This window comes from Acinetobacter sp. FY731 (assembly GCF_059515905.1).
In genome coordinates this window covers 278536-304857 of record NZ_JCAKNB010000001.1, presented here as the reverse complement: position 1 = coordinate 304857, position 26322 = coordinate 278536, and the positions used below count along the sequence as shown (strand labels likewise).

Annotated in this window: 26 protein-coding genes; 10 read left to right on the top strand and 16 right to left on the bottom strand. The window is 36.1% G+C overall.

Translation table 11 applies throughout. The features are described from left to right. Positions 1 to 74: 74 nt before the first annotated feature. The 5 genes from putP to AC5YC8_RS01540 all read right to left on the bottom strand — a co-directional run bounded on the left by putP (position 75) and on the right by AC5YC8_RS01540 (position 4845). Complete coding sequence (putP, locus tag AC5YC8_RS01560) at positions 75 to 1565, bottom strand: sodium/proline symporter PutP (protein WP_496117397.1); 1491 nt, start codon at positions 1563 to 1565, stop codon at positions 75 to 77. A gap of 217 nt (positions 1566 to 1782) precedes the next feature. Beyond that, complete coding sequence (locus AC5YC8_RS01555) at positions 1783 to 2637, bottom strand: SPFH domain-containing protein (protein WP_496117399.1); 855 nt, start codon at positions 2635 to 2637, stop codon at positions 1783 to 1785. Between the two features lies 1 nt (position 2638). Beyond that, positions 2639 to 3124, bottom strand: coding sequence for an NfeD family protein (locus tag AC5YC8_RS01550; protein WP_496163312.1), 486 nt, complete (start codon positions 3122 to 3124; stop codon positions 2639 to 2641). Between the two features lie 112 nt (positions 3125 to 3236). Beyond that, entirely contained in the window at positions 3237 to 4154 is a 918-nt protein-coding gene (locus AC5YC8_RS01545; protein ID WP_496163311.1) for a patatin-like phospholipase family protein, read from the bottom strand. 64 nt (positions 4155 to 4218) lie between these two features. Continuing rightward, positions 4219 to 4845 (bottom strand): 1-acyl-sn-glycerol-3-phosphate acyltransferase, encoded by a 627-nt coding sequence (locus tag AC5YC8_RS01540; protein WP_496163310.1) that lies wholly within the window; start codon positions 4843 to 4845, stop codon positions 4219 to 4221. A 130-nt stretch (positions 4846 to 4975) separates the two neighbouring features. Here AC5YC8_RS01540 and AC5YC8_RS01535 point away from each other — a divergent pair, with 130 nt between their 5' ends. The 4 genes from AC5YC8_RS01535 to AC5YC8_RS01520 all read left to right on the top strand — a co-directional run bounded on the left by AC5YC8_RS01535 (position 4976) and on the right by AC5YC8_RS01520 (position 10085). After that, the gene (locus AC5YC8_RS01535) at positions 4976 to 6229 is read left to right on the top strand and encodes an MFS transporter (RefSeq protein ID WP_496163309.1); all 1254 of its coding nucleotides are present in this window, start codon (positions 4976 to 4978) and stop codon (positions 6227 to 6229) included. 169 nt (positions 6230 to 6398) lie between these two features. After that, positions 6399 to 8078, top strand: coding sequence for a phosphoethanolamine transferase (locus AC5YC8_RS01530; RefSeq protein WP_496163308.1), 1680 nt, complete (start codon positions 6399 to 6401; stop codon positions 8076 to 8078). A gap of 3 nt (positions 8079 to 8081) precedes the next feature. After that, on the top strand, positions 8082 to 8759 hold the full coding sequence (locus AC5YC8_RS01525) for a response regulator transcription factor (RefSeq protein WP_496163307.1): 678 nt from the start codon (positions 8082 to 8084) through the stop codon (positions 8757 to 8759). Positions 8760 to 8768: 9 nt separating this feature from the next. Further along, positions 8769 to 10085 (top strand): ATP-binding protein, encoded by a 1317-nt coding sequence (locus tag AC5YC8_RS01520; RefSeq protein ID WP_496163306.1) that lies wholly within the window; start codon positions 8769 to 8771, stop codon positions 10083 to 10085. 57 nt (positions 10086 to 10142) lie between these two features. On the opposite strand, the gene AC5YC8_RS01515 is transcribed toward AC5YC8_RS01520, so the two are convergent. The 8 genes from AC5YC8_RS01515 to AC5YC8_RS01480 form a co-directional block, all read right to left on the bottom strand. After that, positions 10143 to 10934, bottom strand: a complete 792-nt coding sequence (locus tag AC5YC8_RS01515) for a serine/threonine protein kinase (protein ID WP_496117413.1) — start codon at positions 10932 to 10934, stop codon at positions 10143 to 10145. Between the two features lie 103 nt (positions 10935 to 11037). After that, a complete protein-coding gene (locus tag AC5YC8_RS01510) occupies positions 11038 to 11733 on the bottom strand; it encodes a phosphatase PAP2 family protein (protein ID WP_496163305.1) in 696 nt (231 codons plus the stop codon). A 148-nt stretch (positions 11734 to 11881) separates the two neighbouring features. Next, positions 11882 to 12610, bottom strand: coding sequence for an amino acid ABC transporter ATP-binding protein (locus tag AC5YC8_RS01505; RefSeq protein ID WP_496117603.1), 729 nt, complete (start codon positions 12608 to 12610; stop codon positions 11882 to 11884). 14 nt (positions 12611 to 12624) lie between these two features. Further along, positions 12625 to 13308 carry an ABC transporter permease subunit gene (locus tag AC5YC8_RS01500; RefSeq protein ID WP_496117416.1) on the bottom strand — a complete coding sequence of 228 codons (684 nt, stop codon included), beginning with the start codon at positions 13306 to 13308 and terminating at the stop codon, positions 12625 to 12627. Then, positions 13308 to 14051: an amino acid ABC transporter permease gene (locus AC5YC8_RS01495; protein ID WP_496117418.1), complete on the bottom strand. Its 744-nt coding sequence runs from the start codon at positions 14049 to 14051 to the stop codon at positions 13308 to 13310. Before AC5YC8_RS01495 ends, AC5YC8_RS01500 begins: the two co-directional genes overlap by 1 nt. A 71-nt stretch (positions 14052 to 14122) precedes the next feature. Continuing rightward, positions 14123 to 15067 (bottom strand): transporter substrate-binding domain-containing protein, encoded by a 945-nt coding sequence (locus tag AC5YC8_RS01490; RefSeq protein ID WP_496117420.1) that lies wholly within the window; start codon positions 15065 to 15067, stop codon positions 14123 to 14125. Between the two features lie 500 nt (positions 15068 to 15567). Next, on the bottom strand, positions 15568 to 16224 hold the full coding sequence (locus AC5YC8_RS01485) for a YadA family autotransporter adhesin (RefSeq protein ID WP_496163304.1): 657 nt from the start codon (positions 16222 to 16224) through the stop codon (positions 15568 to 15570). 348 nt (positions 16225 to 16572) lie between these two features. Next, positions 16573 to 17103, bottom strand: a complete 531-nt coding sequence (locus AC5YC8_RS01480; protein ID WP_496117423.1) for a hypothetical protein — start codon at positions 17101 to 17103, stop codon at positions 16573 to 16575. A gap of 161 nt (positions 17104 to 17264) precedes the next feature. Here AC5YC8_RS01480 and AC5YC8_RS01475 point away from each other — a divergent pair, with 161 nt between their 5' ends. From AC5YC8_RS01475 to AC5YC8_RS01465, 3 genes are all read left to right on the top strand, one after another. Continuing rightward, entirely contained in the window at positions 17265 to 18296 is a 1032-nt protein-coding gene (locus AC5YC8_RS01475; protein WP_496163303.1) for a molecular chaperone DnaJ, read from the top strand. A gap of 196 nt (positions 18297 to 18492) precedes the next feature. Further along, a complete protein-coding gene (locus AC5YC8_RS01470; RefSeq protein ID WP_496163302.1) occupies positions 18493 to 18861 on the top strand; it encodes an endonuclease domain-containing protein in 369 nt (122 codons plus the stop codon). A 57-nt stretch (positions 18862 to 18918) separates the two neighbouring features. Beyond that, the gene (locus AC5YC8_RS01465) at positions 18919 to 19776 is read left to right on the top strand and encodes a hypothetical protein (protein WP_496163301.1); all 858 of its coding nucleotides are present in this window, start codon (positions 18919 to 18921) and stop codon (positions 19774 to 19776) included. Positions 19777 to 19843: 67 nt separating this feature from the next. Here AC5YC8_RS01465 and AC5YC8_RS01460 read toward each other — a convergent pair whose 3' ends face one another. Continuing rightward, positions 19844 to 22738 carry a valine--tRNA ligase gene (locus tag AC5YC8_RS01460; RefSeq protein ID WP_496163300.1) on the bottom strand — a complete coding sequence of 965 codons (2895 nt, stop codon included), beginning with the start codon at positions 22736 to 22738 and terminating at the stop codon, positions 19844 to 19846. A gap of 183 nt (positions 22739 to 22921) precedes the next feature. Here AC5YC8_RS01460 and AC5YC8_RS01455 point away from each other — a divergent pair, with 183 nt between their 5' ends. Beyond that, a complete protein-coding gene (locus AC5YC8_RS01455) occupies positions 22922 to 23590 on the top strand; it encodes a hypothetical protein (protein ID WP_496117433.1) in 669 nt (222 codons plus the stop codon). Between the two features lie 17 nt (positions 23591 to 23607). Next, positions 23608 to 24414, top strand: coding sequence for an SDR family NAD(P)-dependent oxidoreductase (locus tag AC5YC8_RS01450; protein WP_496163387.1), 807 nt, complete (start codon positions 23608 to 23610; stop codon positions 24412 to 24414). Positions 24415 to 24456: 42 nt separating this feature from the next. Here AC5YC8_RS01450 and AC5YC8_RS01445 read toward each other — a convergent pair whose 3' ends face one another. Together AC5YC8_RS01445 and AC5YC8_RS01440 are read right to left on the bottom strand one after the other, a co-directional pair. Then, positions 24457 to 24897: a YbjQ family protein gene (locus AC5YC8_RS01445; RefSeq protein ID WP_496163299.1), complete on the bottom strand. Its 441-nt coding sequence runs from the start codon at positions 24895 to 24897 to the stop codon at positions 24457 to 24459. Positions 24898 to 24903: 6 nt separating this feature from the next. Next, entirely contained in the window at positions 24904 to 25260 is a 357-nt protein-coding gene (locus AC5YC8_RS01440; RefSeq protein ID WP_496117437.1) for a YbjQ family protein, read from the bottom strand. Between the two features lie 107 nt (positions 25261 to 25367). Between AC5YC8_RS01440 and AC5YC8_RS01435 the strand changes: the two genes are divergently transcribed. Next, a complete protein-coding gene (locus AC5YC8_RS01435) occupies positions 25368 to 26321 on the top strand; it encodes a tetratricopeptide repeat protein (protein ID WP_496163298.1) in 954 nt (317 codons plus the stop codon). The last annotated feature ends 1 nt before the right edge of the window (position 26322 follow it).

The following is a 26322-nucleotide window of genomic DNA, read 5'->3' as shown; positions in this document are numbered from 1 at the left end:
GAGTGCATTTGAATAGAGTATAAAAAAGCCAGTTTTAAAACTGGCTTTTTTATGTCTGAATAATGGATGCTGAATTATTTCATTGCATCAGTATATAACTGATCAGCTTCATTGAAGCGATCTGTAATATCTTGGCTAGGTTCTTTATCTAATAAACTCACGACAATAATGGCAATGAATGAGAAGATAAAGCCTGGAATAATTTCGTAAAGACCCGTGTCTCCGAAGAAGTTTTTCCAGATAATAACAATAGCAGCACCTGATACCATACCAACTAAAGCACCATTTAAAGTCATGCGTTTCCAGAACAACGATAAAATAATGAGTGGACCAAATGCAGCACCAAAACCAGCCCAAGCATAAGCAACTAAACCAAGTACTTTAGATTCAGGGTTACCTGCTAACCAAATTGCAAGAATAGCAATAAGTAGAACCATTAAACGGCCCACCCAAACTAATTCTTTTTGAGATGCCGTTTTACGAATAAAGGTTTTGTAGAAGTCTTCGGTTAAGGTACTTGAACATACAAGTAATTGGCAACTTAAAGTACTCATAACAGCTGCTAAAATTGCAGCTAACACAACACCTGCAATCCATGGATTAAATAAAATTTTTGTTAATTCCATGAATACAGTTTCAGGGTTTGCATTTACAACTGCTGCCAATTCAGGGTTTTGTTGGAAGTAAGCAATACCAATGAAACCTGCAGCAACTGCACCACCTAAACATAAAATCATCCATGTCATACCAATACGACGTGCATTTGGAATAGATTTTACAGAGTCAGCTGCCATAAAGCGGACAAGAATATGTGGTTGACCGAAGTAGCCTAAACCCCAAGCAAGTAATGAAATAATAGCGACAAAGCTTAAATCACCCATAATGTTCATTGCTTGTGGGCGCGCAGCTTCAAGCGCTAAAGTCACTTGAGAAAGGTCGGAGAATGTTAATAATGCAACAATTGGAGTAAGTAATAGTGCAAAAATCATTAAGCCTGCTTGAATCGTATCAGTCCAGCTTACTGCTAAGAAGCCTCCAATAAATACATAACTAATGGTTGCAATTGCACTGATCCATAAAGCTGTACTATAAGACATGTCAAACATGCTTTCGAATAAGCGAGCACCTGCTACCATGCCAGAAGCACAATAAATAGCAAAGAAAATAAGAATGATGATTGCTGATGCAATACGTAAAATTTTCTTATTGTCATTAAAACGGTTGGCAAAGTAATCTGGCAACGTTAAAGCGTTATATTGTACTTCGGTATGTACGCGTAAGCGTCCTGCAACTAAGTACCAGTTGATCCAAGCACCAATAATTAGACCAATAGCAATCCAAGCTTCTGAAAGACCTGAAAGGTAAATAGCACCTGGTAAACCCATAAGTAGCCAGCCACTCATGTCAGATGCACCTGCTGAAAGCGCGGTAACAAAACTACCTAAACGTCTACCACCAAGAATATAGTCAGAGAAGTTGCTTGTTGCGCGGTATGCCATTAAGCCAATGAAAACCATGGCGACAATGTAAAATAAGAAGGTAATAACTGTGGGATTTAAATTCATAACTATGTCCATGTCAGGATGAATTGAAACATTGCTTTAAGATGAATTTTGTAAGGCTTTTAGTTAAGTTCACTTAAAACTTGCTTCTTAGTCATATATAAAACAAAAAATAAAGTGTTATTTTATACGTAATTTATTAATAATTGCTGCTTTATCGTAAGTAAAAAAAATATGGGTAGCAAATTTGCTACCCATATTGTGTGAAAAATCTTTGAATTTAGTTACTACGACCCATAATTCCACGAATCGTATTTAATACATCGGCAGGAAGAACAACAGTTTTAGCATTGTTTGACTTCGCCATGTCTTGCATTGCTTTCACATATTGTTCACCTAAAAGGTAAGCAACAGGAATTTCTTTATCACCCACAGCTGAAGACACCATTTCAATTGCACGTTGTGATGATTCTGCTAATACAACTTGAGCTTCTGCATCACGACGAGATGCTTCTAAACGACCATCTGCTTCAAGAATTGCTGCTTGTTTTTCACCGTCTGCTTTGGTTACTGTTGCACGACGCTGACGTTCTGCAGCCGCTTGTTCTTCCATGGCAGATTGCATAGTATGAGATGGTTTAATATCTTGAATTTCTACAGTTTTAAGCGTAATACCCCAGTCTGCAATATCATCTGAAATAGCAGCTTTTAGTTTCGCTTTAATATGATCACGTGAAGATAGGGCATCATCTAAGTCCATTTCACCTACAATTGAACGTAGTGACGTTTGAACCATGTTTTGAATTGCCCATGTGTAGTTTTCAATACCATAAACCGCTTTTTCAGGTGTGGTTAAGTTGATATATGCTACGGCATTCATTAATAAAACAGCATTATCACGTGTAATCACTTCTTGTGATGGAATATCAAGTACGATGTCTTTTGTTGTTACTTTATATGCAACTTCATCAATATAAGGAATAACAAAGTTTAGACCAGGACCAAGTGTTGTGTGGTATTTACCTAAACGCTGTACAATCCATTTATAACCTTGCGGAACAATGCGAACACCTTTAAAAATTGTTACTGCAACAAAGGCTAAAAATGCTAAAACAATAATAGAACCAGCTGCCATTTTATTTACTCACTTTTTCATTTTCATAATTGCTAGTGTGTGCTTGAACAACTAAATCGTTACCCAAAATATCGATCACACGAACACGGTCACCCACTTGTACATAAGATTGAGTGCGGCAATTCCACTCATCTGCACCTAAAATAGGCATAGGGAATCGGACTTTAATTTGGTCATGCTCTAAATTAGTCTGAATAACCATTCCAACTTGACCAATGGTGGCTTCACGAGATAACCCAGCTTTAGTTTTATCTGTAGAAAGAGGTTTGATGTATTTAAACCAAAACACGGTTGCAAGAACAGAAAGGATAATCCATGTAATTAGTTGAGCAACTTGCCCCATAGATGGAAATAGCCAAAGCAAGATACCAACTAAAACTGCACCAATGCCAAACCAAAGTGCAGCAAATGCTGGAAGCAATAATTCAGAGAGAATTAAAGCTACACCTAATACGAACCAATGCCACGGTTCCAAGATAAATTCCATACATTTTCTCTTTGTATTAGTAATGAATAAGGAAATGTTTGATATAGATGAAAAATCATCTATATCAATTTAACAGATGAAAATCTATGTGGATATAACAAATTTCTTGATTTTAAAATTTCGCTTTAGGTGCAGGTTTTAATGCAGCAGGTGACTTTTTAAAATCTGCAATGGCTTTATTAATTGCATGAATTTTAAATTGAGTCGCTTTCTCTCCAGCCAAAATGGTTTCATGACTTGCTTTTAGGTCGAGTGTACCTATATGTCCAACTTTGGGTTGAATAACAATGTTGGCTTGTTTGAGTTCTTCATTAATACTTTGTTGCCCCATAATATTGATGGTTTGATCAAGTAAACCAAACATACTTGTGGCTTTACCCCCTTCAGGGCGTGCAGAAATATCGACTGCAATAATAATATCGGCACCCATATCGCGAGCTGTTTTTACAGGGATCGGGCTAACCAATCCACCATCAACATACTTTACGCCTGCAATAGTGGCAGGTACAAATACGTTTGGAATACTGCAAGATGCGCGAACAGCTTGCCCTGTATTACCTTTAATAAACTCAACTTTTTTACCATTATCTAAACGTGTAGCCACGGCAGCAAAGCGAATTGGAAATTGTTGCATAGGTTTGTTGGCAACATTTTTATTGACATAGTCTTGCAGCTTTTGACCTAATAAAATGCCTTGTCGATTCAGTGTTAAGTCACGAATATCAGATTCTTTGAAGTTTAATGCGATTTGCTGTAATTGATATGGAGATTTTCCACTTGCATATAAGCTACCAACAAAGCTACCTGCACTGGTACCCGTTACAATTTTGGCTTTAATACCATGAGATTCAAGTACTTTTATGACACCAATATGAGCAAAGCCTTTTGCACCACCACCGCCAAGCGCAAGTGCAATAACGGGTTCACGAGCTTTGATTGCTGTGGTTTGAGTTGGTGTTTTTGTTGCTTTATCACAACCTAATAGGCTTAAGCCAAGTACAGCAAGGAGAGGGAGATGTAATAACTTCATAAATTGAATATAAAATAAATTAAACAAATAATGAGCACATATCACCAAAAAGTAGACTATTTTGCTAGTCTTTTTTCCAATGCTTTTGTAACGGCTTTGCTAACCATTTTTCATGTTTAGGTGAAAAATTACCTTCGTAAGCGTTTAATATGCTTTCTAAGTCTTTTTCATATTCGCCTGTTGTTTCAAATGTGCCTAAAATTTTAATTATTTTATTTTGATAATCAAATGCAAACATAACAATTGGAATTTGCGCTGCATGAGCAATATGATAAAAACCACTCCGAATTTTTTCAGCTTCTTTACGAGTCCCTTCAGGCGCCATGCCGATCCATATTTGCTCTTTAGCTGCAATAATATCGGCAATTTGTTGCGTTTGTCCCTGAGGAGAGTTTCGTACAACGGGAATAACCCCAATCCATTTTAAAATTGGCTTGAGGGGTGTTTTAAAAAGTGTATTTTTCCCGAAAATTGTAATTTTTATATTTAATCCTAATAAAGCTAAAAAACCATGCCATGCATCAACATTCGATGTATGAGGAGAGATGATTGCAACAGCTTTGGCTAAGTTTGGAAACTCACCATGCATTTCCCAGCCTTGAGCAAGAAAGACTTTTTTAAAGAAACTCTGTGTATAAGTGCTTGAATTTCTGTGTGGCACTAAAGGCGGTAAAGTTGGAAATTTTTTCATATTATTTTTGTCTAGAATAGAAAATGAATGTTAATAAAAAATATTAAGCTTTAATATCAGGATGATCATTGGCAAAATAATATATGTCATACGGATATAAGTACAAAAATATCATTTACTTAGGAAGTTTATGTCTAATTTACGTAATGTTTATCTTATTTTGTTTTCATTATATTGGGCACAAGGCTTACCTGTAGGTTTTATGACACATGCTTTACCTGTTATTTTAAGAGCACAAGGTGTGTCACTCGCTCATATTGGTGGTTTTGGATTATTGATGTTGCCATGGTCAATTAAAATATTTTGGGCACCTTTGGTCGATAAATTTGGATATCAAAAATTTGGGCATTACAAAACGTGGATTATTCCAACACAGCTACTTACTGTTTTTGTACTCATTGCACTTTCATTTATTCCAATAGAGTCTTTAAATCAGCCTACATATTTATTGGCATTTTTTGTTGTTTTGCTCAGTATGAATTTAATTGGAGCAACACAAGATATCGCAACCGATGGCTTGGCAGTCAATGTTTTAAAAAATGAACAGCAACATTGGGGGAATACATTTCAAGTTGTGGGTTCTAGATTGGGCTTTATTGTCGGTGGTGGGACTATTTTGTGGGCTTTGGATTGGCTGAATTGGCAAATGACATTTTGGGTTTTGGCGGGTTTAGTGGCTTTAAATACGCTCCCTATTTTATTCACCAAAGAATCAAAGCATTTAGATAAGTTAACTCAAAATAATAAAACCAAATTTGAATGGGGCAATATAAAAGTATATTTATCATATTTTACAAAAACGCCAGTGTTGATGTCATGGCTGATTGTTTTAATTACTTTTAAAATTGCAGATGGACTGTCAGGACCATTATTAAAACCATTAATGGTTGATATCGGTTTAAGTTTTTCACAAATTGGTATTTATGTCACGATGCTAGGTGCTTGCGCTGCGTTGATGGGTGCAGGATTAGCAGGACTATGTTTAAAGTATATTTCTAGGGTGCAGGCATTACTGGGCTTTTCGGTTTTAAAGGTATTTAGTTTATTGGCATACGTATGGTTAGCGCACTTATTTGAAGCAAATATAAATATTCCTCCATGGGTAATTTATAGTGTGAATGCGATAGAAGATATGGCGTCTTCCATGCTTTTAGTGGTGATGCTGACGCTGATTATGCAATATAGTCGTAAAGAGTTTGCAGGGACTGACTTCACCTTCCAAGTTGCTATTATGGCAACTGTCAGTGGCGCTCTATATAGTTTGAGTGGTTTATTGGGGGATGAATTAGGTTATAAGTTATATCTATGTATAATATGTGGTATTGCAGTATTTGCAATAATTCCTATTATAAAATGGTCAAAATTAGAAAAATTATATGATTAATAATTTAATTCTGTGATTGTAAATTTTATAAAAATAATATTTATCAATAATTTAAACTTAAAAATACGATTAATGACTTAAATAAGAATAAATATATTTCAAATTTAAGTGTTTTTTAAGTTTCAACTTTTACTTTAAAGGCATTGGGTTTCCCCGTGATTGAATTTTTATGCAAAATTTAAAGTCAAAATTATGTCAGCTAAGAAATAAAATTAAACCTATAAGCTTAGGTACTTTCAATTTATTGGTTGCATTATGGCTAGGTATTGTTCTCAATACTGGCTTTTATGAAAAAATCAGCGAGCTTACGCCGTATAGCGGTTTTAAAGCAGTTTTGTTTATGGCTGCAACAGTTTGTATTGTGATTGCATTTTATAGCTTAATCATGCAAATTTTTTCTTGGAAATGGACAGCCAAGATATTTGCAATTATTTTGATTGTGATTGGTGGATTTAGTTCATATTTTGTGAATAGTCTGGGCGTTATTATTACTTCAGATCAAGTCCAAAACATGATGCAGACCGATGTAAAAGAAGTGAGGGATTTATTGTCACTTCACCTTTTAACATGGGTTATTGGTGTAATTGTTTTCCCTATTTTTGTGATCTGTTTTATTCGATTAAAGAAAGAAGCGACCAACTTTAAAGTACTTCTAAAAAAGCTCATATACAGCATTGCATCTTTGGCTGTTGTTGGTGGATTAGTATTTAGTTTTTATATCGACTTTGCATCTATATTCCGTGAAAATCGTGACTTAAAAGGAATGATTTCACCTCAGAATGCTATCGCATCAACGACATCATATTTTCATAAAAAGGCACCTAAAAAGAATTTACCATTGGTGACTTATGGTGAAGATGCACATTTGACAGAAAAAGTAGGTGGTACCAAACAACCAAAATTGATGGTTCTTGTTGTAGGTGAAACAGCACGTGCAGAAAGCTTTTCACTTAATGGTTATTCAAAAAATACCAATCCAAATTTATCTAAACAAGATATTGTTAATTTTAGTCAAGTGAGTTCATGTGGTACAGCAACAGCAGTTTCGGTGCCTTGTATGTTCTCTGGTATGCCAAGAGAATCGTATGATGAGGAATTGGCAAGTCATCGTGAAGGATTATTGGATATTGCTAAACGCGCAGGATATAAAGTGACATGGATTGATAATAATTCGGGGTGTAAAGGTGCGTGTGATCGGGTTGAACAATATGAAATTCCAAAAGAATTGAAACAAAAATGGTGTGATGATTCTGGTGAATGTTTAGATGGAATATTAGTTGATAGCTTGAATCAGTTTATAGCTCAAATTCCTGCGGATGATAAAACACCACGCTTGATCGTGTTACATCAAATGGGAAGCCATGGTCCAGCATATTTTAAACGTACGACAGATGAGTTTAAAAAATTTACACCAACGTGTGAAACGAATGCGATTCAAGGGTGTAAGCCTGAGGCTTTAGTTAACTCTTATGACAATACAATTTTATATACAGATCATGTGTTAAGTGAATTAATTGATACACTTAAACAAAATGATAAATATGAAACTGGTTTTTGGTATTTATCTGATCATGGTGAATCTACAGGTGAAAAAGGGTTGTATTTGCATGGTGCTCCATATGCGATTGCACCAAGTCAACAGACACATATTCCGATGTTAATGTGGTTTTCACCGCAATGGAAAAAATCAATTTTTGGTGAGTTGAATTGTTTAAATCAGCAAAAAGATCAACCATTTAGTCAAGATAATTTATTCCCAACAATGTTATCTTTACTTGGAATTAATACAAAAGTATTAAACTCTAATCTAAATATGTTTAATGAATGTAATGCAAAACCTAGAGCATAAATTATGAGCAAGATTCTCATCATTGAAGATGATTTTATGATTGCAGAATCCACTCAAACTTTATTGAGATATCATCAACATGAAGTGGAGTGGGTAAATAATGGTATTGATGGATTAAAATATCTGCAACAGCGCAAATTTGATATTGTTTTGCTTGATCTGGGTTTACCAATGATGGATGGAATGCAGGTTTTAAAACAAATACGACAAAACTTTGCTCAATTGCCTGTGCTCATTATCTCTGCAAGAGATCAACTACATAATCGGGTAGAGGGTTTAAATCAAGGAGCAGATGATTATTTGATTAAACCGTATGAGTTTGATGAGTTACTTGCTCGAATTTCTGCATTATTACGTCGAGCTGGTAGTTTAAATTCTACTTTAGAAAATAGTCATATTCTAAAATATGGCGATTTAGTTTTAGATGTTGAACAGCATTTGGTGAAGTTTAAAGGAGAGTATCTTGAACTCTCAAATCGTGAGTGGGCGATTCTTTTACCTTTGGTGACTCATCCGAATAAAATTTTTTCTAAAAGTAATTTAGAAGATAAGTTATATGATTTTGATACGGAAATTAGTAGTAATACTATAGAAGTTTATATTCATCATTTGCGTAATAAGTTGGGTAAGGATTTTATTCGTACAATTCGTGGTTTAGGTTATAGATTGGGACAACTTTAGGAATCATAAATGCAAGGTCATTACTCTTTAAAAAAGCGCCTAATCGTTTATGTATCTGTATTTAGTGTAGTTCTCGGATGCTTGTTAATTTACTCTGCTTATCGAATTGCACTTGAAGAAATTGATGAAATTATAGATGCCCAAATGCAAAATTTGGCTGAGCGTGTGGCAGATCATGAGCCTCAACCAATACGAAGCGATTTTGATGTACATAAGCATTATCATGAGGAAGATTTATTTGTTGATGTGTGGGCTTATGACCAACAAGACAACGTGAATGATAAGCTTAATTTATTGGTAGGACCTGTTAAAGAAAAAGGGTTTTATTCACATAATACGGAACAAGATGAATGGCATACTTATATTTTGCCATTGGATAAGCTTCAAATTCAGGTGAGTCAGCAAAATTCTGTACGTCAAAGTTTGGCTTTTGAGCTTGCGCTGAGTATGTTTATTCCTTACGTATTATTTTTACCCTTTGCTTTATGGGGATTAATTTGGCTCATTCGTAGAAATCTTAAACCTTTAGATGACTTTAAGGATGAATTAATTAAGCGGGGAGCTTATGAATTAACGCCTATTCAAGCAACTCAATATCCTGTAGAAATTACGCCCACTATTCAAGAAATGAATCATCTTTTTGAGCGAATTTTATTATCACAACAAGAGCAAAAGCAGTTTACGGCCGATGCCGCACATGAGTTAAGAACACCTATTACTGCGTTAAATTTGCAGACAGAAATTTTATTGCAACAATTTCCTCATGATCCATCCATTAAAAACTTAAGTAAGGGTCTTATTCGAGTACAGCATTTAGTCAGTCAGTTGTTGAGTTTAGCAAGGCAAGATGCGTCTGTTTATAATGTAGATGAATCACGATTATTTGATCTAAATGAGCTTGTTGTTAGTTGTGTTGAGCAACTCATTCAGTTTGCGTTGCAAAAAGAAATTGATTTAGGCATGGATGAACAACAGAAAATTGAAATTTTTGCACAAGAGCATGCGGTACATTCAATTGTTTATAATTTAATTGATAATGCGATTAAATATACCCCTCCAAAAGGCATTATTAATGTCTCGGTTTCAATAGCTGGAGATAACGCTGTCATTATTGTTGAAGATAGTGGAGCAGGGATTGATCCATCAAAATTCAATGATATAAAGAAAAGGTTTTACAGAATTCATAATCATGCTGAAATTGGAAGTGGTTTAGGTTTATCTATTGTTGATAAAGCCATTCAGCATTTGCGCGGTCATTTAGATTTTTGTAGAAGTGAAACTTTGGGTGGGCTTAAAGTTGTGGTTGTATTACCAATCAAGCGATAAAAAAACGGGTATTTTGCCCGTTTTAAAATTTAAACATATATTTGTAAATTATTTAAATTAGTGCTTTTTATTGAGTATTTTTAGTAGATAAATACATTTTTTTAGACGTTTACCATCGTTGCCCAATTTTTCTGGTTTTATTGCCAATAGCCATATCAGTTTACGTCCAACACGACAAATATCTTGGAAAGCTTGCGGATGTAATCTTAAAGCATCTACCAGTAATTCCGCTGCTTGATCTAATTCATGCTCTTCAAAGCGATGAGAGGTAGAAAAAATAAAGCACAGCCAATCGCGTGTATGGCAGTCCTCTAAGCTCAAATATTGTCCAGGATCTGTTTCAAAATCGATAAAAGAAAAGTTTTGTTCACTGTCTACTAAAATATTTCGTGCGAATGCTTCACTTAAATAACTTTTTTGTAGGTGGATATCTTCAAGTGCATCAATTGCTTTATGAAATAAGGCTAAGCGTTGCTCTGTGGTTGGTTGAATGGAAAGAGCACTTTCAAGCTGAATGACTGCTTTGCCATTTGGTGAAGCATCTTTTAATAAAAATGCATTGTTTTGAGATGCAAGAAGATCAGGTACGGCTACCCCTAGCTTTTTTAAAGTTTGAATGCGGTTTATTTCACATGCGATTGCATCCTCTCCACCTTTGTTGGGTACAGGTGCGAGCATACTGAGACCAAGTAATTTAGAGAACCATTGTAAAGGGAGATAAATCCAAGTTGAATGGCGTTGAGCTGCTTTTTTTAACCAAACTTTTTGATTATTAATATTATAAGATTGGACAGGTTCTACTTGTTTTAAAGCATTTTCCTGCAAAAAATCAGCATAAATATCAGACACTATTTCGCTCTATGTATATTCAATTAAATTGTATTCTAACTAAAATATGCGTATAGGTCACAGAAATATACATAAGCTCATGATTTGAGTGAATAGCATTCCTCTATATATTTGAAGCCATACTTTTTTGTTTAAGCGTGTAATAGCACTGAATGAACATGTAGACTATACAATTAATAAACCAAGTAATCCAAGCGGTCCATAAGTTGTGGCTAAGGAAATGTGCACCACGCATCATTTGAGCCCACCCCATAGCAAAACCAAGAATAAGTCCTGAAATTAGAAAAAAATATGCACGTTTAGTATTTGATTTTAAATAGACAAAATAGCCTGTCATTAAAGCAAAACCTGTTGATGCGTGACCACCAGGAAAACAATGACCATCTGTTGCCGTAAAATACCATGTAAAACCTGAGGTTGTGGGCGTTGTCATATCCCAAGGGCAGGCATGTGCTGAATGTGCTTTTATTAAGCCAATTAAAATAGTACATAACATAGATGCAAAGAAGAAGTAGGCATATTCATAGCGTAGAGGCTTTAATTTTTGAAATTTGAAAGATGTAATCCACGTAAAAAAGTAGAAGCAGTAGATTAAGATAATAATATTTTTAACATAGCGATGATTGAGGGTTGCTAAAGACCAAGAATCTTTAAAAGGGAATTGTCCCGTTGAGTCAATCCACGGTGAAATAAGTGTTAAATCTAAAGTGCCACCTACAGGTATATAAAGGCATAGAATGAAAAAGCTTGTAATTAAAATAGCACTTTGTAATAAAGAAAATTGTCTCAGATTTTTCATAACATCAATGAAAATAAATAAGATGTATTAAATAAAAACAGCCTTAAAGAATACTTAAAAAGGTGAATTAAAAAACATAAAGCAATAGATAAATTTAAGAGTGAAAAAAAGCAGATCATTTGATCTGCTTTTTTTTGCTTAGATTCAATTAGTGAAGAATTTTATCTAGGAACTGTTGAGCACGATCACTACGTTTTGTGGTGAAAAACTCATCTTTTGTACAGTCTTCTACAATTTTTCCTTGATCCATGAAAATGACACGATTTGCAACTTGACGAGCAAAGCCCATTTCATGAGTTACACACATCATAGTCATGCCTTCTTTAGCAAGCTCGACCATTACATCAAGTACTTCATTGATCATTTCAGGATCTAGAGCAGACGTTGGTTCATCGAACAACATGGCAATAGGGTCCATACTTAAAGCACGTGCAATAGCAACACGCTGTTGTTGACCACCTGAAAGTTGAGAAGGAAATTTATGGGCATGTGCACTTAAACCAACGCGGTCTAAGTAAGCTAAGCCCTTTTTCTTTGCTTCATCTTCAGAGCGACCAAGTACTTTAATTTGAGCAATGGTTAAGTTTTCCGTAATGCTAAGGTGAGGGAACAACTCGAAGTGTTGGAACACCATGCCTACGCGACTACGCAATTTAGTTAAGTCTGTTTTAGGGTCATTGATGGCAACACCATCGACCAAAATTTGACCTTGTTGAAATGGTTCTAAGCCATTTACTGTTTTAATGAGTGTCGATTTACCTGAGCCAGATGGACCACAAACAACGACAACCTCACCTTGGTGAATTTGAGTCGTGCAATCAGACAATACCTGAAAGTCTTTGTTGTACCATTTGCTCACATTTTGGAGGTCAATCATTACTTTACTATCTGTCATACACTTAACCTCCTTTGTAATTTTTTAACGGCATAAGTTGCGATCATACTTACAGTGAAATAAACCAAGCCCGCAAATAAAATGTATTGCGTAAGAAGTGCCATAAGGTCACCACGGACATAGTTTGTACGGAAGAAATCAAGCAAGCCAATGGCATAAACCATCGTTGAATCTTGGAATAAAATGATGGTTTGCTGTAATAGCAAAGGAGTCATTTTACGGAATGCTTGAGGGAGGATAATTAATCGCATAGATTGACCATAAGTCATTCCTAATGCTTGAGCTGCGGCTGTTTGTCCACGTGGGATAGATTGGATACCTGCACGAACAATTTCAGAAAAATATGCAGCTTCAAAGAGCATGAATGCGACAATACTTGATACCAAAGCAGTATCGATTGCTAAATAATTTCCTGTAATTGCAGTATAGAAAAACGGTACTGCAAAATAGAACCACATCAATACTAAAAGTAGAGGAATGGAACGGAATAAATTTACATAACTTTGGGCAATGAAATTTAATACTTTATTTGAAGATAGTCGCATTAACGCAAGGATTGTACCAATAGCGATACCCCCCACAGTTGCAATAACAACAACTTTTAAAGTAATTGAAAAACCATGCCACAACGCTGGTGCTGATAATTGAAGGTCAGTTAAAAATGCAGTGAGCCATTCCATTATTTATCTCCTGCAATTAAACCTGGAACACGCAAGCGTTTTTCAAGTATTAACATTCCTTTTAATAGGCAAACGTTAACGACAATGAAAATGAGGGTGATGAAGGTGTAAATTTCGATGGTATTTTGAGTATATTCACTGATTGTTTTCATTTGAGAAATAATTTCAGATACACCCACCAAAGAAGCAACCGAAGTATTTTTTACGCAGTTAGTTAGTTCAGAACTTAAAGGCGGTAAAATAGTACGAAACGATTGAGGGAGAATAACGTAACGGTACAACTGGAATGTGCTAAAGCCCATCGCATAACCCGCATTAATCTGACCTTGAGGTAATGCTTCAATACCTGTACGAACTTGCTCACATACACGAGCAGCCGTAAACAAACCAAGACCAATACTTGCAGAAATAAGGGCAGTAGTATTTGCACCTAAGTCACTGACCCACCAAGTGTGGATTGGACCTGGTAAAAAATTTGGCACAACATAGAACCAAATAAATAATTGTATTAACAATGGTACGTTACGAAAAAGCGTAACATACGCCGCACCAATGTTTCGTGCAGTTTTATTGGGTAAAGTACGCATAATCCCTAGGATGCTACCAAGCACCATAGCAATAGACCATGCAACAATGGCAATTACAACTAACCAACCAAGTCCTGTAAGAACCCAATCTAAGTAGGTTGTACTACCAATGCCAGTGGACTGAAATAAAACTCCCCAGTTCCAACTATAATTCATAATGACTCCGCAAATAGTCAGGCAAAAATTACTTTTTGCCTGATGTATTTATTCATTTATTATTTTAAAACTTATTCGTCTCGGTCATGTGGATTGCTAATCAATGATTTTAATTGATCAGACATTTGGAAATTCAAGTTGATATTTTTTGGTGGAACAGCTGACTGGAACCATTTTTTGTACATATCGTTGATTTCGCCAGATTTGTAAGTTTCAGTGATTGCACCATCTACAATTTTCTTGAAGCCTGTATCGCCTTTACGCAGCATACAACCATAAATTTCTTGAATTGGAGCAGTACCTACAATTTCCCATTTTTCAGGATTAATTGCTTTAGATTTTTCACCAGCAAGCAAGATATCATCCATCATGAATGCAGCAGCACGACCGTTTTGAAGCATTAAGAATGATTCTGCATGGTCTTTAGCAGAAATAATTTCGCCAATGCCTAATTCTTTTTCATGTTGACGGATATAGCGTTCAGATGTAGTACCTGCAGTTGTTACAAGCTTTTTACCTTTAAGATCTGAGAAATCTTTAATGCCTGAATCTTTAGCTGTAAGTAAGCGTGAACCTACTTGGAAGAAACCTACAGAGAAGTCAACTTGTTGTTGGCGTTCTTTATTGTTTGTAGTCGAACCACATTCTAAGTCAACAGTACCATTTGAAACCAATGGAATACGGTTTTGACTTGTTACCAAGTTATAGCGAACTTTAAGATCTGGCATGTTTAGATCTTTTTTAAGCGCTTCTACAACTTTTAATTGTAAGTCATGTGCATAACCAACAGGTTGTGTTGGGTTGTCTGCGATATAAGAGAATGGGATAGATGAGTCACGGTAGCCAAGAACAACTGTTCCTGATTTTTTAATTTTTTCTAATGTGCCTGAAGTAGCAGTAGCATCTGAAGAAGCAGATTCTGTTGATGCAGGAGCTTTGTCATTGCTACATGCGCTTAAACCAAGCATTAATGCGCCTGTACAAAGAACCGATAGGGTAGTGTGTTTGAACTTCATGTATAAACTCCGTTTCTATAATTATTGCTATTTTGGTTTTGCTTTATTAAATACACAGTTTGTATTAAATATGTATTTAATATTGTCAAAAAGTAACCCGTATTTATCTTATGCGAGATTCACTACTTTGCTCAAGAAAAATAATTTCAAGGATTTTTGGGGGCTAAATAGTGATCAAGTTATCATTTTTTTTGCAATAACCCTTAACTTATATGCCTTCCATGACAATTATTTTTCAAAGATCATTGTTTGAATATACATAAAATTGTGTACAAATACACCATTACAGAGGGGTTGTTACATTTTGTAACCATTATATTTGGGCTAAAATTCAGTCAAAATAGGTGCGAATTTGTAGATTTTGACTTTAAATGAACAACATAGTTTGAATTAGATAAATATTCTTATCGTTTTTTTGTATTAATAAATTATTTGGAAGTATAGAAAATCTTCACTATTTTTACTAATTCTGTCAATTTTGTCTGTTTTATTTAGCTGGATTACCATTGATAGCCCATTGATACAGCTCCACCTGAGTTTCGGTTACTATCGAAAGATGCACCTATTTTCCAGATTATTTTGTCATTTTCACTTACTGAACTAAACCCAAATGCTGCCGCTGAATGTCCTTTATATGTCCCCATACCACCACTAATCATATTTTTTCCAGGTGACGAAGGTTGTGGTAGATTCCCAACAGCAAGTGCACCAGCAATACCAGCATATGCGCCTTCTTTTAGATCATTCATGTTTTGATTAATTTGTTTTATTTCCGAATCGTACCCAGCCATTTGTCTTTGGTACATAGAGTTAATTGCATCGTAGGCTGCATAAAGTTGAGAGCCATTAACAGCATCTGTAGATGTTGCTGAAACTTGACCTGCTGCAACAGATTGAATAATACGTTCTTTACCCGACTCACCGACAGCAACAGCACTCGTTGGATTGTTGCCAGCATGATTATAAGTATTTCCTGCAACTGTCGAAGATGCTGTTGCTACTACGGCAGTGGTTTTCGAATTATTACCTAATGCAACATCATTTGAATTTAATGTTTGTGAGTTTTTGCCAAGAACAATTGAATCGCTAGCCGCATTATTGATAGCTGTATCTAATTTGGTTGAATCTGGATAACCATTTGATTCTGCAGTATTCATGATAATAAAAGCATTATTGTTGGTAGCGATTATGCAATTATAATTTTTTGATGTAGTCGATGTAGTCGATCTCCCCGTGTTAAGTGTGCAAATAGTACCATCGCCTGAAGTTGTCATTTGACTAGAACCACCGATTAAAGATCCTGCGATAGCAATGGAAAAAAAGTGTGTGTATATAATTAATGGAATAATTATTTTTAAGATGTAGTTGATCATAATTCACCGTATTTTAATTTTATGTGATGTATTTATTGTTTTATTAGTACTATGAAATATATAACACATGCAATAGTTAAAATGAAAAATATTTAACTGATTTGTAAAATGAAAAATCAAATATTGTAAAAATTAATCGGTATAAATATTTTCGACAAATTGAATTAATTTTGAACTGATGAGCTGAATGTTCTGACTATTTTTGAGTAACTGATCTTGATGAGTGACTAATTTTAGATCTTGTGGTAGCAATAAATGTTGTTCCAAAATTTCTTCTGAATGAAAAAGTTCAAAAGCCAATTGATTGAGATTTGCATCATAAATTTGGCTATGAACAAATAAATGCAGTTCTTGAGAGAACACAGGAATTAGTTCTAGATATTCTGTTTCTAATGTGTGGAGTATATTTTTACTATTTTCAGGATGTTGCTGAATTTGCTTGCTGAATTCTTCGCTATAGCGTTGCATGCGATACAAGCTTGGTAATAAAGTGACAAAGTATTTTTGTTTTTGTTGATTTTGCTGAGTTTTACTTTGCTTTTGTTCTAGGTGTTTTAGATAAAGGGGAATACTAATCGCTACAAAAATGGCAAATACCGATCCAACAGCTTGAACCCATGCGGCCAGTTCTTGATTAAAAATTAAGTCAGACTGTGTCAGCATTTTAGAAATTCCAAGTATTATTATTAGACTAGTCTAGTGTGAATAATGGTCAAATTGAAGTGTAAATCGTAAATTTTAATATAAAAATAATACAAGTATTAGCATGAATTGAAACGGTTTTATTATAATTATTTTATATACATTTTATGTTGTGCATTCTTATGTCTTTTGCTTTAAAACCAGCTACTCAAACTGTGCTTGAAGTGTCGCCACAGCATAAAAAGCTAAACTGTTTGATTGATGAAATTGAACAACAAAAGTTATTGTTAAATGCTTGGCAAAATGCAAAAGATGAAATTCGTGCATATAGTCAAAAGGCACTCATGCCTGCATACCGTGATTTATACAACACGTTGTATGAACAGATGCAGACCTTATGGAATAGCTTAAATCTCTATCATTTTAGTAAAACAGATGCAGCAACGATTGAAGATAAGGTTCAAAACTTAGCTCGCTTACTACAAGGCTCGCATTTACTCACTCAAAAGCAGATAGATGAAGTCGAGAAAATGCATGCGTACTATATGCAGGCAGTAGAACATAAAAAGAAAAAAACTAAGAAGAAAATTGTAGACACTTTTGATGAATCTGAACATGAAACTGTTCAAGCTGACGATGAATTTGAAGACTGGAATAGCGATCCATACCAACAAGTACGCGAAGAAGCCAAGTTAAAACGTCAGCAAGATAAACAAGCACAAGCCGAAAAGTTAGTGAATCAATCGTTAAAAACCGTGTATCTAAAAATTGCTTCTATCATTCACCCAGACCGTGAGCCTGATGAATCTAAAAAGGCGGGAAAAACCGAGCTATTACAACGTGCCAATGAAGCCTATGAACAGGAAGATTTATTCTTTTTATTGAAACTACAACTTGAAGTAGAACAAAGTAAAAATGGTTCAAATAAAGGTTTAAGCACAGAGCAAGTGAAGTTTTACCAACAGGCTTTAGAAGTGCAAAGCCAGTCGTTAAAGAAGCAAATTCAGGAATTGATTGATTCATTGGTTTGGTCAAATAAAGCCAAAATTGCGGTACAAAAGTCGAAAGGGCAATTGAATATTGAGCAGTTGTATAAGCAGATTGATGCGGATGTATCAGCGGTGAAGCAACAGTTGAAAGCTGAAAAGCAACGTTTGATGTATATGGTGAAAGAGAGTGGGCTGGAGATGTTATTGGAGCATCAAGTTTTGTGATCTTCTAAAAGCACCTCTCCCTTGCGCAGCAGTGCTGCTCATCTCCTGAAAGGAGAGGGAAAAATCCATTACATAACAGATTTAACTTGTAAATTTGGTAATGGTAACTGGTATAAAATTTAATAATCACAATTAGATTCGCAATGAACGTTCCCTCTCCCTATGGGAGAGGGCTAGGGAGAGGGAAATAACAAAAATGAAAATAGATTCCCAACTATTAGAATTCGCCAAATCCATGCGCCACACTGCCACAGATGCAGAAGCACTCATGTGGCAAATACTTCGCGCCAAGCGTTTTATGAATCTTAAATTTCGTCGTCAGCATGTGATCAAGCCTTATATTGTGGATTTTTACTGTCATGAAATTGGGTTAGTGATTGAGTTGGATGGCAGTCAACATAGAACAGATGATGCAATTGAATATGATGCTGAACGGACGAGGTATTTAGAGGCGTTGGGTGTAACGGTGGTTCGGTATTGGAATCATGATGTGTTGGGGCGGACGGATGTGGTTTTGGAGGATTTGTGGCGAGTGTGTTTTGAATTAAAAAATACCTCTCCCTAACCCTCTCCTAAGAGGAGAGGGAACTTCATTGCGAAATTCATGCAGGTATCAAATCAAATGAAACTCCCTCTCCCTATGGGAGAGGGCTGGGGTGAGGGTAGAATAAGAAGATTAAACTTACTTTTACAAGGGGTAAAAATGTCTTATTTGAATTTAGCTACTCACCAAGTTTTGTTACGCAGTTATGAGCAACTTGCTCTTTTGCATAAGAGAAAAAATACACCAAAGAAAATTGATAGCTCTCAGGATGTAATTAACGCTAGTTTTATGCCAACTTTTGAGAAAGAAGAAAAAATAATAGATAACTATGTATATAACTTCCCTTTACTTTCGTTGAATGCTGCAATAATTGAGGGAGCTTTAAGGTACGTATTATCTCAAAATTTAAGAAATGAGATTAATAGGCATATTGAAGAAAACTCAAAAAAAGGAGCTACTGGAAAATCATCATATGAAAATATTTTAGATAGTTTTCTTATTCGTTTAGAAAGTGAGGGTGGTATTGAAAAATTATTCTCTTTTTATACAGGTTTTTTAAAATTTGATATAAGTAAAGAAATTAATAAAGATCTTTATAGAAAGATAAAAATTTTATTTAGTTTAAGAAATATTTTAGCACATGGAACAACGTTAGTTGAAACCGATCCTGAAACAATTGATGAGAATAATGAGGCATTCTTTAAGCAACAAAAGACTCTTGAAGAAGCAAGAAAATTACTTCATCAATTATACGGTGAAGATGATTTTTTAAAAAATTTAAGCCATTTTGAATTGCCAAAATATTTTATGACTATCACGCAAGAATTTCTAAAAGAATTTAAGGATAAATTTGGTGCAAAATATTGTTTATCCGATGATGATAGTCGTTTTCTAGATAAAATAATAAAATATTCTTGGGGATATATGTTGGTATAGTGAATTTAAAATAAAGGGCTGAATAATCAGCCCTTTATACTACAAATTTGGTTGAATTAACAACACATTACAGCGCCGCAATTTGCTCCATATTCGCTTTAATTTTCGCTAACTGGTCAGCAAACTCAGCAAGTTTCACTTTCTCGCCTTCAACCACAGCAGCAGGTGCTTTTGCTACAAAACCTTCATTACCAAGTTTAGTTGCAATTTGGTCATGCTGTTTTTGAACCTTGTCTAAGTCTTTTTGTAGACGACCCAATTCCGCTTTAGGGTCAATTAAACCCTTCATTGGAACGAATACCGAGACATGACCTACAACACTTGAAGAAGACAATGGCGGTTGTTCAGCATCTGCAAGGAAAGTAATACTTTCAACTTTAGCCAAGGCTTTAAACAATGGTTCAATACGTGCGATCTGTGCTTTTTCCGCATCAGTCGTGTTTTGAAGTAGAACAGGCAACAAACGAGCATTACCTAGACCCATCTCACCACGGATGTTACGTACCGCGCCAATCAAACCTTGAAGCCATTGCATATCTGCTTCAGCTTGGTCATTGATGAGCGCTTGGTCAGCAACAGGGTATGGCGCAAGCATAATCGTTTCGCCAACAATGTTCAGTTTCGGCGCAAGTGTTTGCCAGATTTCTTCTGTTAGGTATGGCATCAATGGATGAGCCAAACGTAAAGACGCTTCCATCACAGAAAGAAGTACACGACGCACTTCAGCTTTACGCTCAACCGATACATTTTCGTCATTTAGAACAGGCTTGGTTAGCTCAACATACCAGTCACAGTATTCATTCCAAATAAACTCGTAAATCGCTTGTGCAGCCAAGTCTAAACGATAGGTTGCAAATGCGGTTTGCACTGCTTGTTCCGCTTTTTGTAGACGGCTCACGATCCACTGTTCAGGCAACTCCCAAAGGTCTTGGCGAACTTCTTGACCAATCACTTGTTCTTCGCAGTTCATCATCACGAAACGCGTTGCGTTCCAGATTTTGTTAGCAAAGTTACGGTAACCTTCAACACGTTTCATATCGAACTTAATGTCACGACCTGTGTTTGCAAGCGCACAGAATGTGAAACGAACCGCATCTGTACCGTAAGATTGAATACCTTCAGGGAATTCTTTACGGGTTGATTTTTCAATCTTCGCCGCTTGTTTCGGGTTCATCAAACCTGTTGTACGTTTTTGTACTAGAGTTTCAAGGTCAACACCGTCAATCAAGTCTAATGGGTCAAGCACGTTACCCTTAGATTTAGACATCTTCTGACCTTCGCCATCACGTACCAAACCGTGTACATACACAGTTTTAAACGGCACTTGCGGTGTGCCATCTTCATTTTTCATGAAGTGCATGGTCATCATGATCATGCGGGCAACCCAGAAGAAGATGATGTCGAAACCAGTCACAAGCACATCAGTCGGGTGGAAAGTATTTAAGAAATAGTTTTCTTTATCTTTCGCAGCGTCGCCAGTCCAACCTAAAGTCGAGAATGTCCAAAGACCTGATGAGAACCATGTATCGAGTACATCTTCATCTTGATCTAATTGAACATCGGCAGGGATGTTGTTTTTCGCACGAACTTCGTCTTCATTACGTCCAACGTAAACATTGCCTTCCGCATCGTACCAAGCAGGAATACGGTGCCCCCACCACAATTGACGAGAGATACACCAGTCTTGAATGTTGTTCATCCAAGCCATGTACATGTTGCTGTATTGCTCAGGTACAAATTTGATGTCGCCATCTTTCACCGCTTTGATTGCAGGTTCAGCAAGCGGTGCAATTTTTACATACCATTGGTCTGTAAGAAGTGGCTCAACGATCACACCTGAACGGTCACCGCGAGGTGGCTTAAGCGTATACGGTTGAATTTGGTCTAACCAACCTTCAGCTTCAGCTTGTTCTACTAATTTTTTACGTGCTTCAAAACGCTCTAAACCAACATAGTCCGCAGGTGCAGGAATCGTTTTAGAAATTTGCTCGCCCGCTTTTGCGATGTATTCAAATTCAGCAAGAACTTCAGCATTTTTGTTGAAGATGTTGATGATTGGCAATTCGCAACGTTTACCCACTTCATAGTCATTGAAGTCATGCGCAGGGGTAATTTTTACACAGCCTGTACCAAATTCTTTGTCTACATATTCATCTTTAACGATAGGAACAGCACGACCTGTAATTGGCAGGATAATGTTCTTACCAACTAAATCAGCATAACGCTCATCATCAAGGGCAACAGCAACTGCTGTATCACCAAGTAATGTTTCAGGACGAGTTGTCGCAACTACGATGTGATCTTTACCATCGTGCGTGCGAAGTGACTTATCTTCAAAGAAATATTTGAAGTGCCACAATGAACCTGCTTCTTCTTTATCAGACTCAACTTCTAAATCAGAAAGTGCCGTTTGTAATTTTGGATCCCAGTTTACAAGGCGTTTACCACGGTAGATCAAACCATCTTCGTGTAGTTTTACAAACACTTCTTTTACAGCATTTGATAAACCTTCATCCATGGTGAAGCGTTCACGTGACCAATCTACAGATGAACCTAAACGACGGATTTGACGGGTGATTGTACCGCCTGATTGTTCTTTCCATTCCCAAATTTTGTCGATGAACTTTTCACGACCTAAATCATGACGGCTAATACCTTGTGCACCCAACTGACGCTCTACAACCATTTGCGTTGCAATACCTGCGTGGTCAGTACCCGGTTGCCAAAGCGTGTTAAAACCAGACATACGTTTATGGCGAGTCAACGCATCCATAATGGCATTGTTAAAACCATGACCCATGTGCAAGCTACCAGTGACGTTTGGTGGCGGAATCATGATACAGAAAGACTCGCCTTTTTCAGACGGTTTGAAGTAACCACGCTCTTCCCAAGTTTGGTACCATTTTTTCTCGATCTCAGTCGGATCGTAGGTTGTCGCGATATTTTGCGCTGAATCAGTCATAGTTCGAACAGTTCAAAAGTGGATAAAAAATTGCGTCTATTGTAGCAAAAAAAAATGCAACTGAGGGGGCTTAACCAAATGCAAACTGTATGCAATTGGAATAGTGTTGTAATCAGTACAAGATGTTGTACATTCTATAAGTGAAGGGACATCATAATTATTAAGAAATGAAGGGAAAGTTTTATGCAGAATGTGGTTTTTCTAGGTGTGGAAAACAGTACGTTTGCTCAGTTTGAAAATATTGCTCACCGCTTGAAACAAGGCGATTCAGCAAGTGTTGCTCAAGAATTAGGTCAAGTTCTTGCAGATATGTCTTGTTATGTGGTTGATCAGGTTTTTGGGGAAATAGCAAAAATACGTGCACATTCAGATCTTGAGTCGGAAAATACGTTGCAACAAATAAAAGAAAATTTAAAAAAATATATGCCTTGGGCAATCGCCTTTTTTAGTAACGAGCGCTTAGTGGCTTTAGTGAAATATTTACAAAATAATATGTGTCGCATTAATAGCAGGCATTTCTTAACGTATAGCGTAAGTCCTGAACTGGTGTCACAGGCAAAGCATATAATGAGTCGCATTGAATCTGGTGATACTTTTAGTGTTGCTGTTGCATTTGAAATTTTTATCCAGATTGTTGATTTGGGAATTGATCAACTTATTTTTACACCGAAAAAACTACTTAAATTTAATTTTGTGGTCGATAAAACTTTAACGGGTGTTATTCGGTTAACTAGTCAGTTAGGGTATAAGCGAATCGAAAAAATTTCGACACAGTTCGATTTTGACAATGCACAAAAATCGTTAAGACATTTTTTTAGTTTTTTAGAACATCCCGATCAGCCATCTATATAAGATAAGGAGAATTGATGATGACAATTTCACAAGAATTAGAGCAAAAAGTTGTTTGGATTACAGGTGCATCTTCAGGTTTAGGGCAAGCTCTTGCTATTGAGTGCGCGAATCGTGGTGCGCAGGTTATTTTATCTGCACGTCGCTTAGCAGAATTAGAAAAAGTACGTTTAACACTTACAGAGCCAAATCGACATTTATCTGTTGTGATGGATGTGACCGATGATGCTCAAGTGAAAACTGCGTATGACATGGTATTAAAAGAAAAAGGGAAAATTGATTGGCTTATTAATAATGCGGGCTTGAGTCAGCGTGCGTTAATTGCGGATACAACTATGGAAACTGAGCGAAAAATCATGGAAATTGATTATTTTTCGCAAGTCAATTTAACCAAGACTGTTCTTCCTACATTTTTAACGCAAAAAGTAGGTCGAATTGTATTTGTTTCGAGTGTTGCAGGTTTATTGGGTACGCAATATCGTGCAACTTATTCAGCTGCAAAAGCTGCAATTCATATGTGGGCAAATAGCTTACGTGCGGAAGTTGCAGATGAAGGGGTTGATGTTTCTGTTATTTTCCCAGGTTTTGTCAAAACGAATGTGTCATTTAATGCCTTAAATGGAGCAGGGCAGCCGCAACAACATCAAGATGAAGTCATCGAAAATGGGTTAGAGCCAGATCATTTTGCTAAAATTGCTGTGAATGCTTTGTTAAAAGGACAAGAATATATTGTGATTGGTGGGCAAAAAGAAGTGCTAGGAACATGGGTATCACGTTTATCACCAAGCACACTTTATAAAATGATTCGTAAAACCAAAGTGAAATAAAACAATAAAAATCCTCTCCTTGTAGGAGAGGATTTGGTGAGCTTAAGCTTTACTTTTTACCGCTGTCCCATAAGCAAAGACTTCGACCATACCGCCTTGCATGCCAAGTTCAGTCGTACTTAAACGAAGTCCTAAAATTGTCGTTGCACCCATTTTTTCTGCTTCAAGTTTAAGACGGACAATGGCTTCACGCCGTGCTCGTTCAACAATGCTTTCATAACTTGTAAGTCTGCCACCAAAGAAATTTTGGATATTTGCAATCACATATTTAAAATAATCATGTGAGATCACAGCATTGCTACTGATGAGTTGCCCCATAGCATCGCAAGTTTTAAAGCGACTATTTTCCATAAGAATGTATGATAAACGTGCTTCTTGCTGCTCAAGTTCTCTAAAATGTTTGCGTTCTATATGACGACCAACGCCCCAACCAATTGAAAATAAAACAACAAAGATCGCAATTTTTAAGAAAATAGCATCCATGTCAATTTAACCTTGTGTTGGAAATGGGTTAGGTATAGCAGGGGTATCTGTTTGAACCACAACAGCTGTACCATATACAAAAAGTTCAGATGCACCTTGTGCAATATTAGACGTGGAAAAACGAATACCAACAACCGCATTTGCACCTAAAGATTGTGCTTTGTCTATCATGCGTTGCATTGCTTCTTGGCGTGATTCTTCCAAAAGTTCTGTGTAACCTTTAAGTTCGCCACCCACAATATTTTTTAAGCCAGCCATTAAATCACGACCAACATGTTTACTACGAACGGTACTGCCATATACAACATCTATTTGGCGAATAATCTGATGACCTGGAACGGATTCTAAATTGCTTAACAACATAATAATTCTGTTAGAATAATGAAAAATAAGTATGCGTAACTTTATATACTAAAAATTAGTGAAAACAAAATTTCTAAAAATATATAGATAAATGAAACGAGTTTAATATGAATAATGGTGTTCCAATAGAACAATTAGAGACGCTTAACAAAGTTCTACTAGATTACTCTCATCAAGCAAGATCAGCATTTGATCGACATGATTATGTACAAGCAACTCATTTGGTTAGAGAGGTGTTAAATATAGTACCTAATCATCCTATAGCCTTAAGTGATCTTGCGATTGCAGTGTTACGGTTGGGCGATTATGAAAGTGCTTATCAATATTTCATGCAAGCATTAGAGGCGAGCGGCAACAATGTAAGCATTAATTTATATGATGGTTTGACTGAAGTCTGTTTCTATTTGAAGAAAGTTCGTGATCAAAAAAAATATGGTCGTTTAGCGGTAGAAGGACGTAAGAAAGAAGTGCTTAATGAGCCTTTTTTAGCTTTACCTAAAAAGAAAGCACCTGCTTTTAATTCAAATAACCCTAAAGAAAATATAATTAGTTATTCCTTATTTGGTAGTCAAGTTCGTTACTGTGAATATGCAGTTTTAAATGCTCAACGTGCTTTAAAAATTTTCCCAGAGTGGCGTTGCCGTTTTTATGTGGATGAGACCGTTCCTAGACATGTGATTAATCGTTTAATAGACCTAAATGCACAAGTTATTTTTGTAACAGAAAGCATGAAGCAATTGCCAGGTCGGTTTTGGCGTTTTTATGTGATGGATGATCCGAATGTAACGTATTTCTTGATACGAGATGCTGACTCTATTCTATCGTATCGAGAAAAGATGGCAGTTGAAGAGTGGATTGATTCTGGAAAGTGGTTTCATACTATGCACGACTCGAAAGATCATGTGGAATTAATACTTGCAGGTATGTGGGGTGGCTGTACGGGTGTTATTCAAAATATTGAACAGCGTATTTTGGAATTTATAAGATCTAAACGGTATATGTCACTTAATGTTATCGATCAGCATTTTTTACGTTTTTGTATCTGGTCAACAGTAAAATAAA

What these genes read in the sequence shown, in the direction of transcription:
- putP (WP_496117397.1), bottom strand. Translation starts at nt 1,565, where the DNA reads ATGAATTTAAATCCCACAGTTATTACCTTCTTATTTTACATTGTCGCC.
- AC5YC8_RS01555 (WP_496117399.1), bottom strand. Translation starts at nt 2,637, where the DNA reads ATGGCAGCTGGTTCTATTATTGTTTTAGCATTTTTAGCCTTTGTTGCA.
- AC5YC8_RS01550 (WP_496163312.1), bottom strand. Translation starts at nt 3,124, where the DNA reads ATGGAATTTATCTTGGAACCGTGGCATTGGTTCGTATTAGGTGTAGCT.
- AC5YC8_RS01545 (WP_496163311.1), bottom strand. Translation starts at nt 4,154, where the DNA reads ATGAAGTTATTACATCTCCCTCTCCTTGCTGTACTTGGCTTAAGCCTA.
- AC5YC8_RS01540 (WP_496163310.1), bottom strand. Translation starts at nt 4,845, where the DNA reads ATGAAAAAATTTCCAACTTTACCGCCTTTAGTGCCACACAGAAATTCA.
- AC5YC8_RS01535 (WP_496163309.1), top strand. Translation starts at nt 4,976, where the DNA reads ATGTCTAATTTACGTAATGTTTATCTTATTTTGTTTTCATTATATTGG.
- AC5YC8_RS01530 (WP_496163308.1), top strand. Translation starts at nt 6,399, where the DNA reads ATGCAAAATTTAAAGTCAAAATTATGTCAGCTAAGAAATAAAATTAAA.
- AC5YC8_RS01525 (WP_496163307.1), top strand. Translation starts at nt 8,082, where the DNA reads ATGAGCAAGATTCTCATCATTGAAGATGATTTTATGATTGCAGAATCC.
- AC5YC8_RS01520 (WP_496163306.1), top strand. Translation starts at nt 8,769, where the DNA reads ATGCAAGGTCATTACTCTTTAAAAAAGCGCCTAATCGTTTATGTATCT.
- AC5YC8_RS01510 (WP_496163305.1), bottom strand. Translation starts at nt 11,733, where the DNA reads ATGAAAAATCTGAGACAATTTTCTTTATTACAAAGTGCTATTTTAATT.
- AC5YC8_RS01505 (WP_496117603.1), bottom strand. Translation starts at nt 12,610, where the DNA reads ATGATTGACCTCCAAAATGTGAGCAAATGGTACAACAAAGACTTTCAG.
- AC5YC8_RS01500 (WP_496117416.1), bottom strand. Translation starts at nt 13,308, where the DNA reads ATGGAATGGCTCACTGCATTTTTAACTGACCTTCAATTATCAGCACCA.
- AC5YC8_RS01495 (WP_496117418.1), bottom strand. Translation starts at nt 14,051, where the DNA reads ATGAATTATAGTTGGAACTGGGGAGTTTTATTTCAGTCCACTGGCATT.
- AC5YC8_RS01490 (WP_496117420.1), bottom strand. Translation starts at nt 15,067, where the DNA reads ATGAAGTTCAAACACACTACCCTATCGGTTCTTTGTACAGGCGCATTA.
- AC5YC8_RS01485 (WP_496163304.1), bottom strand. Translation starts at nt 16,224, where the DNA reads ATGAATACTGCAGAATCAAATGGTTATCCAGATTCAACCAAATTAGAT.
- AC5YC8_RS01480 (WP_496117423.1), bottom strand. Translation starts at nt 17,103, where the DNA reads ATGCTGACACAGTCTGACTTAATTTTTAATCAAGAACTGGCCGCATGG.
- AC5YC8_RS01475 (WP_496163303.1), top strand. Translation starts at nt 17,265, where the DNA reads ATGTCTTTTGCTTTAAAACCAGCTACTCAAACTGTGCTTGAAGTGTCG.
- AC5YC8_RS01470 (WP_496163302.1), top strand. Translation starts at nt 18,493, where the DNA reads ATGAAAATAGATTCCCAACTATTAGAATTCGCCAAATCCATGCGCCAC.
- AC5YC8_RS01465 (WP_496163301.1), top strand. Translation starts at nt 18,919, where the DNA reads ATGAAACTCCCTCTCCCTATGGGAGAGGGCTGGGGTGAGGGTAGAATA.
- AC5YC8_RS01460 (WP_496163300.1), bottom strand. Translation starts at nt 22,738, where the DNA reads ATGACTGATTCAGCGCAAAATATCGCGACAACCTACGATCCGACTGAG.
- AC5YC8_RS01455 (WP_496117433.1), top strand. Translation starts at nt 22,922, where the DNA reads ATGCAGAATGTGGTTTTTCTAGGTGTGGAAAACAGTACGTTTGCTCAG.
- AC5YC8_RS01450 (WP_496163387.1), top strand. Translation starts at nt 23,608, where the DNA reads ATGACAATTTCACAAGAATTAGAGCAAAAAGTTGTTTGGATTACAGGT.
- AC5YC8_RS01445 (WP_496163299.1), bottom strand. Translation starts at nt 24,897, where the DNA reads ATGGATGCTATTTTCTTAAAAATTGCGATCTTTGTTGTTTTATTTTCA.
- AC5YC8_RS01440 (WP_496117437.1), bottom strand. Translation starts at nt 25,260, where the DNA reads ATGTTGTTAAGCAATTTAGAATCCGTTCCAGGTCATCAGATTATTCGC.
- AC5YC8_RS01435 (WP_496163298.1), top strand. Translation starts at nt 25,368, where the DNA reads ATGAATAATGGTGTTCCAATAGAACAATTAGAGACGCTTAACAAAGTT.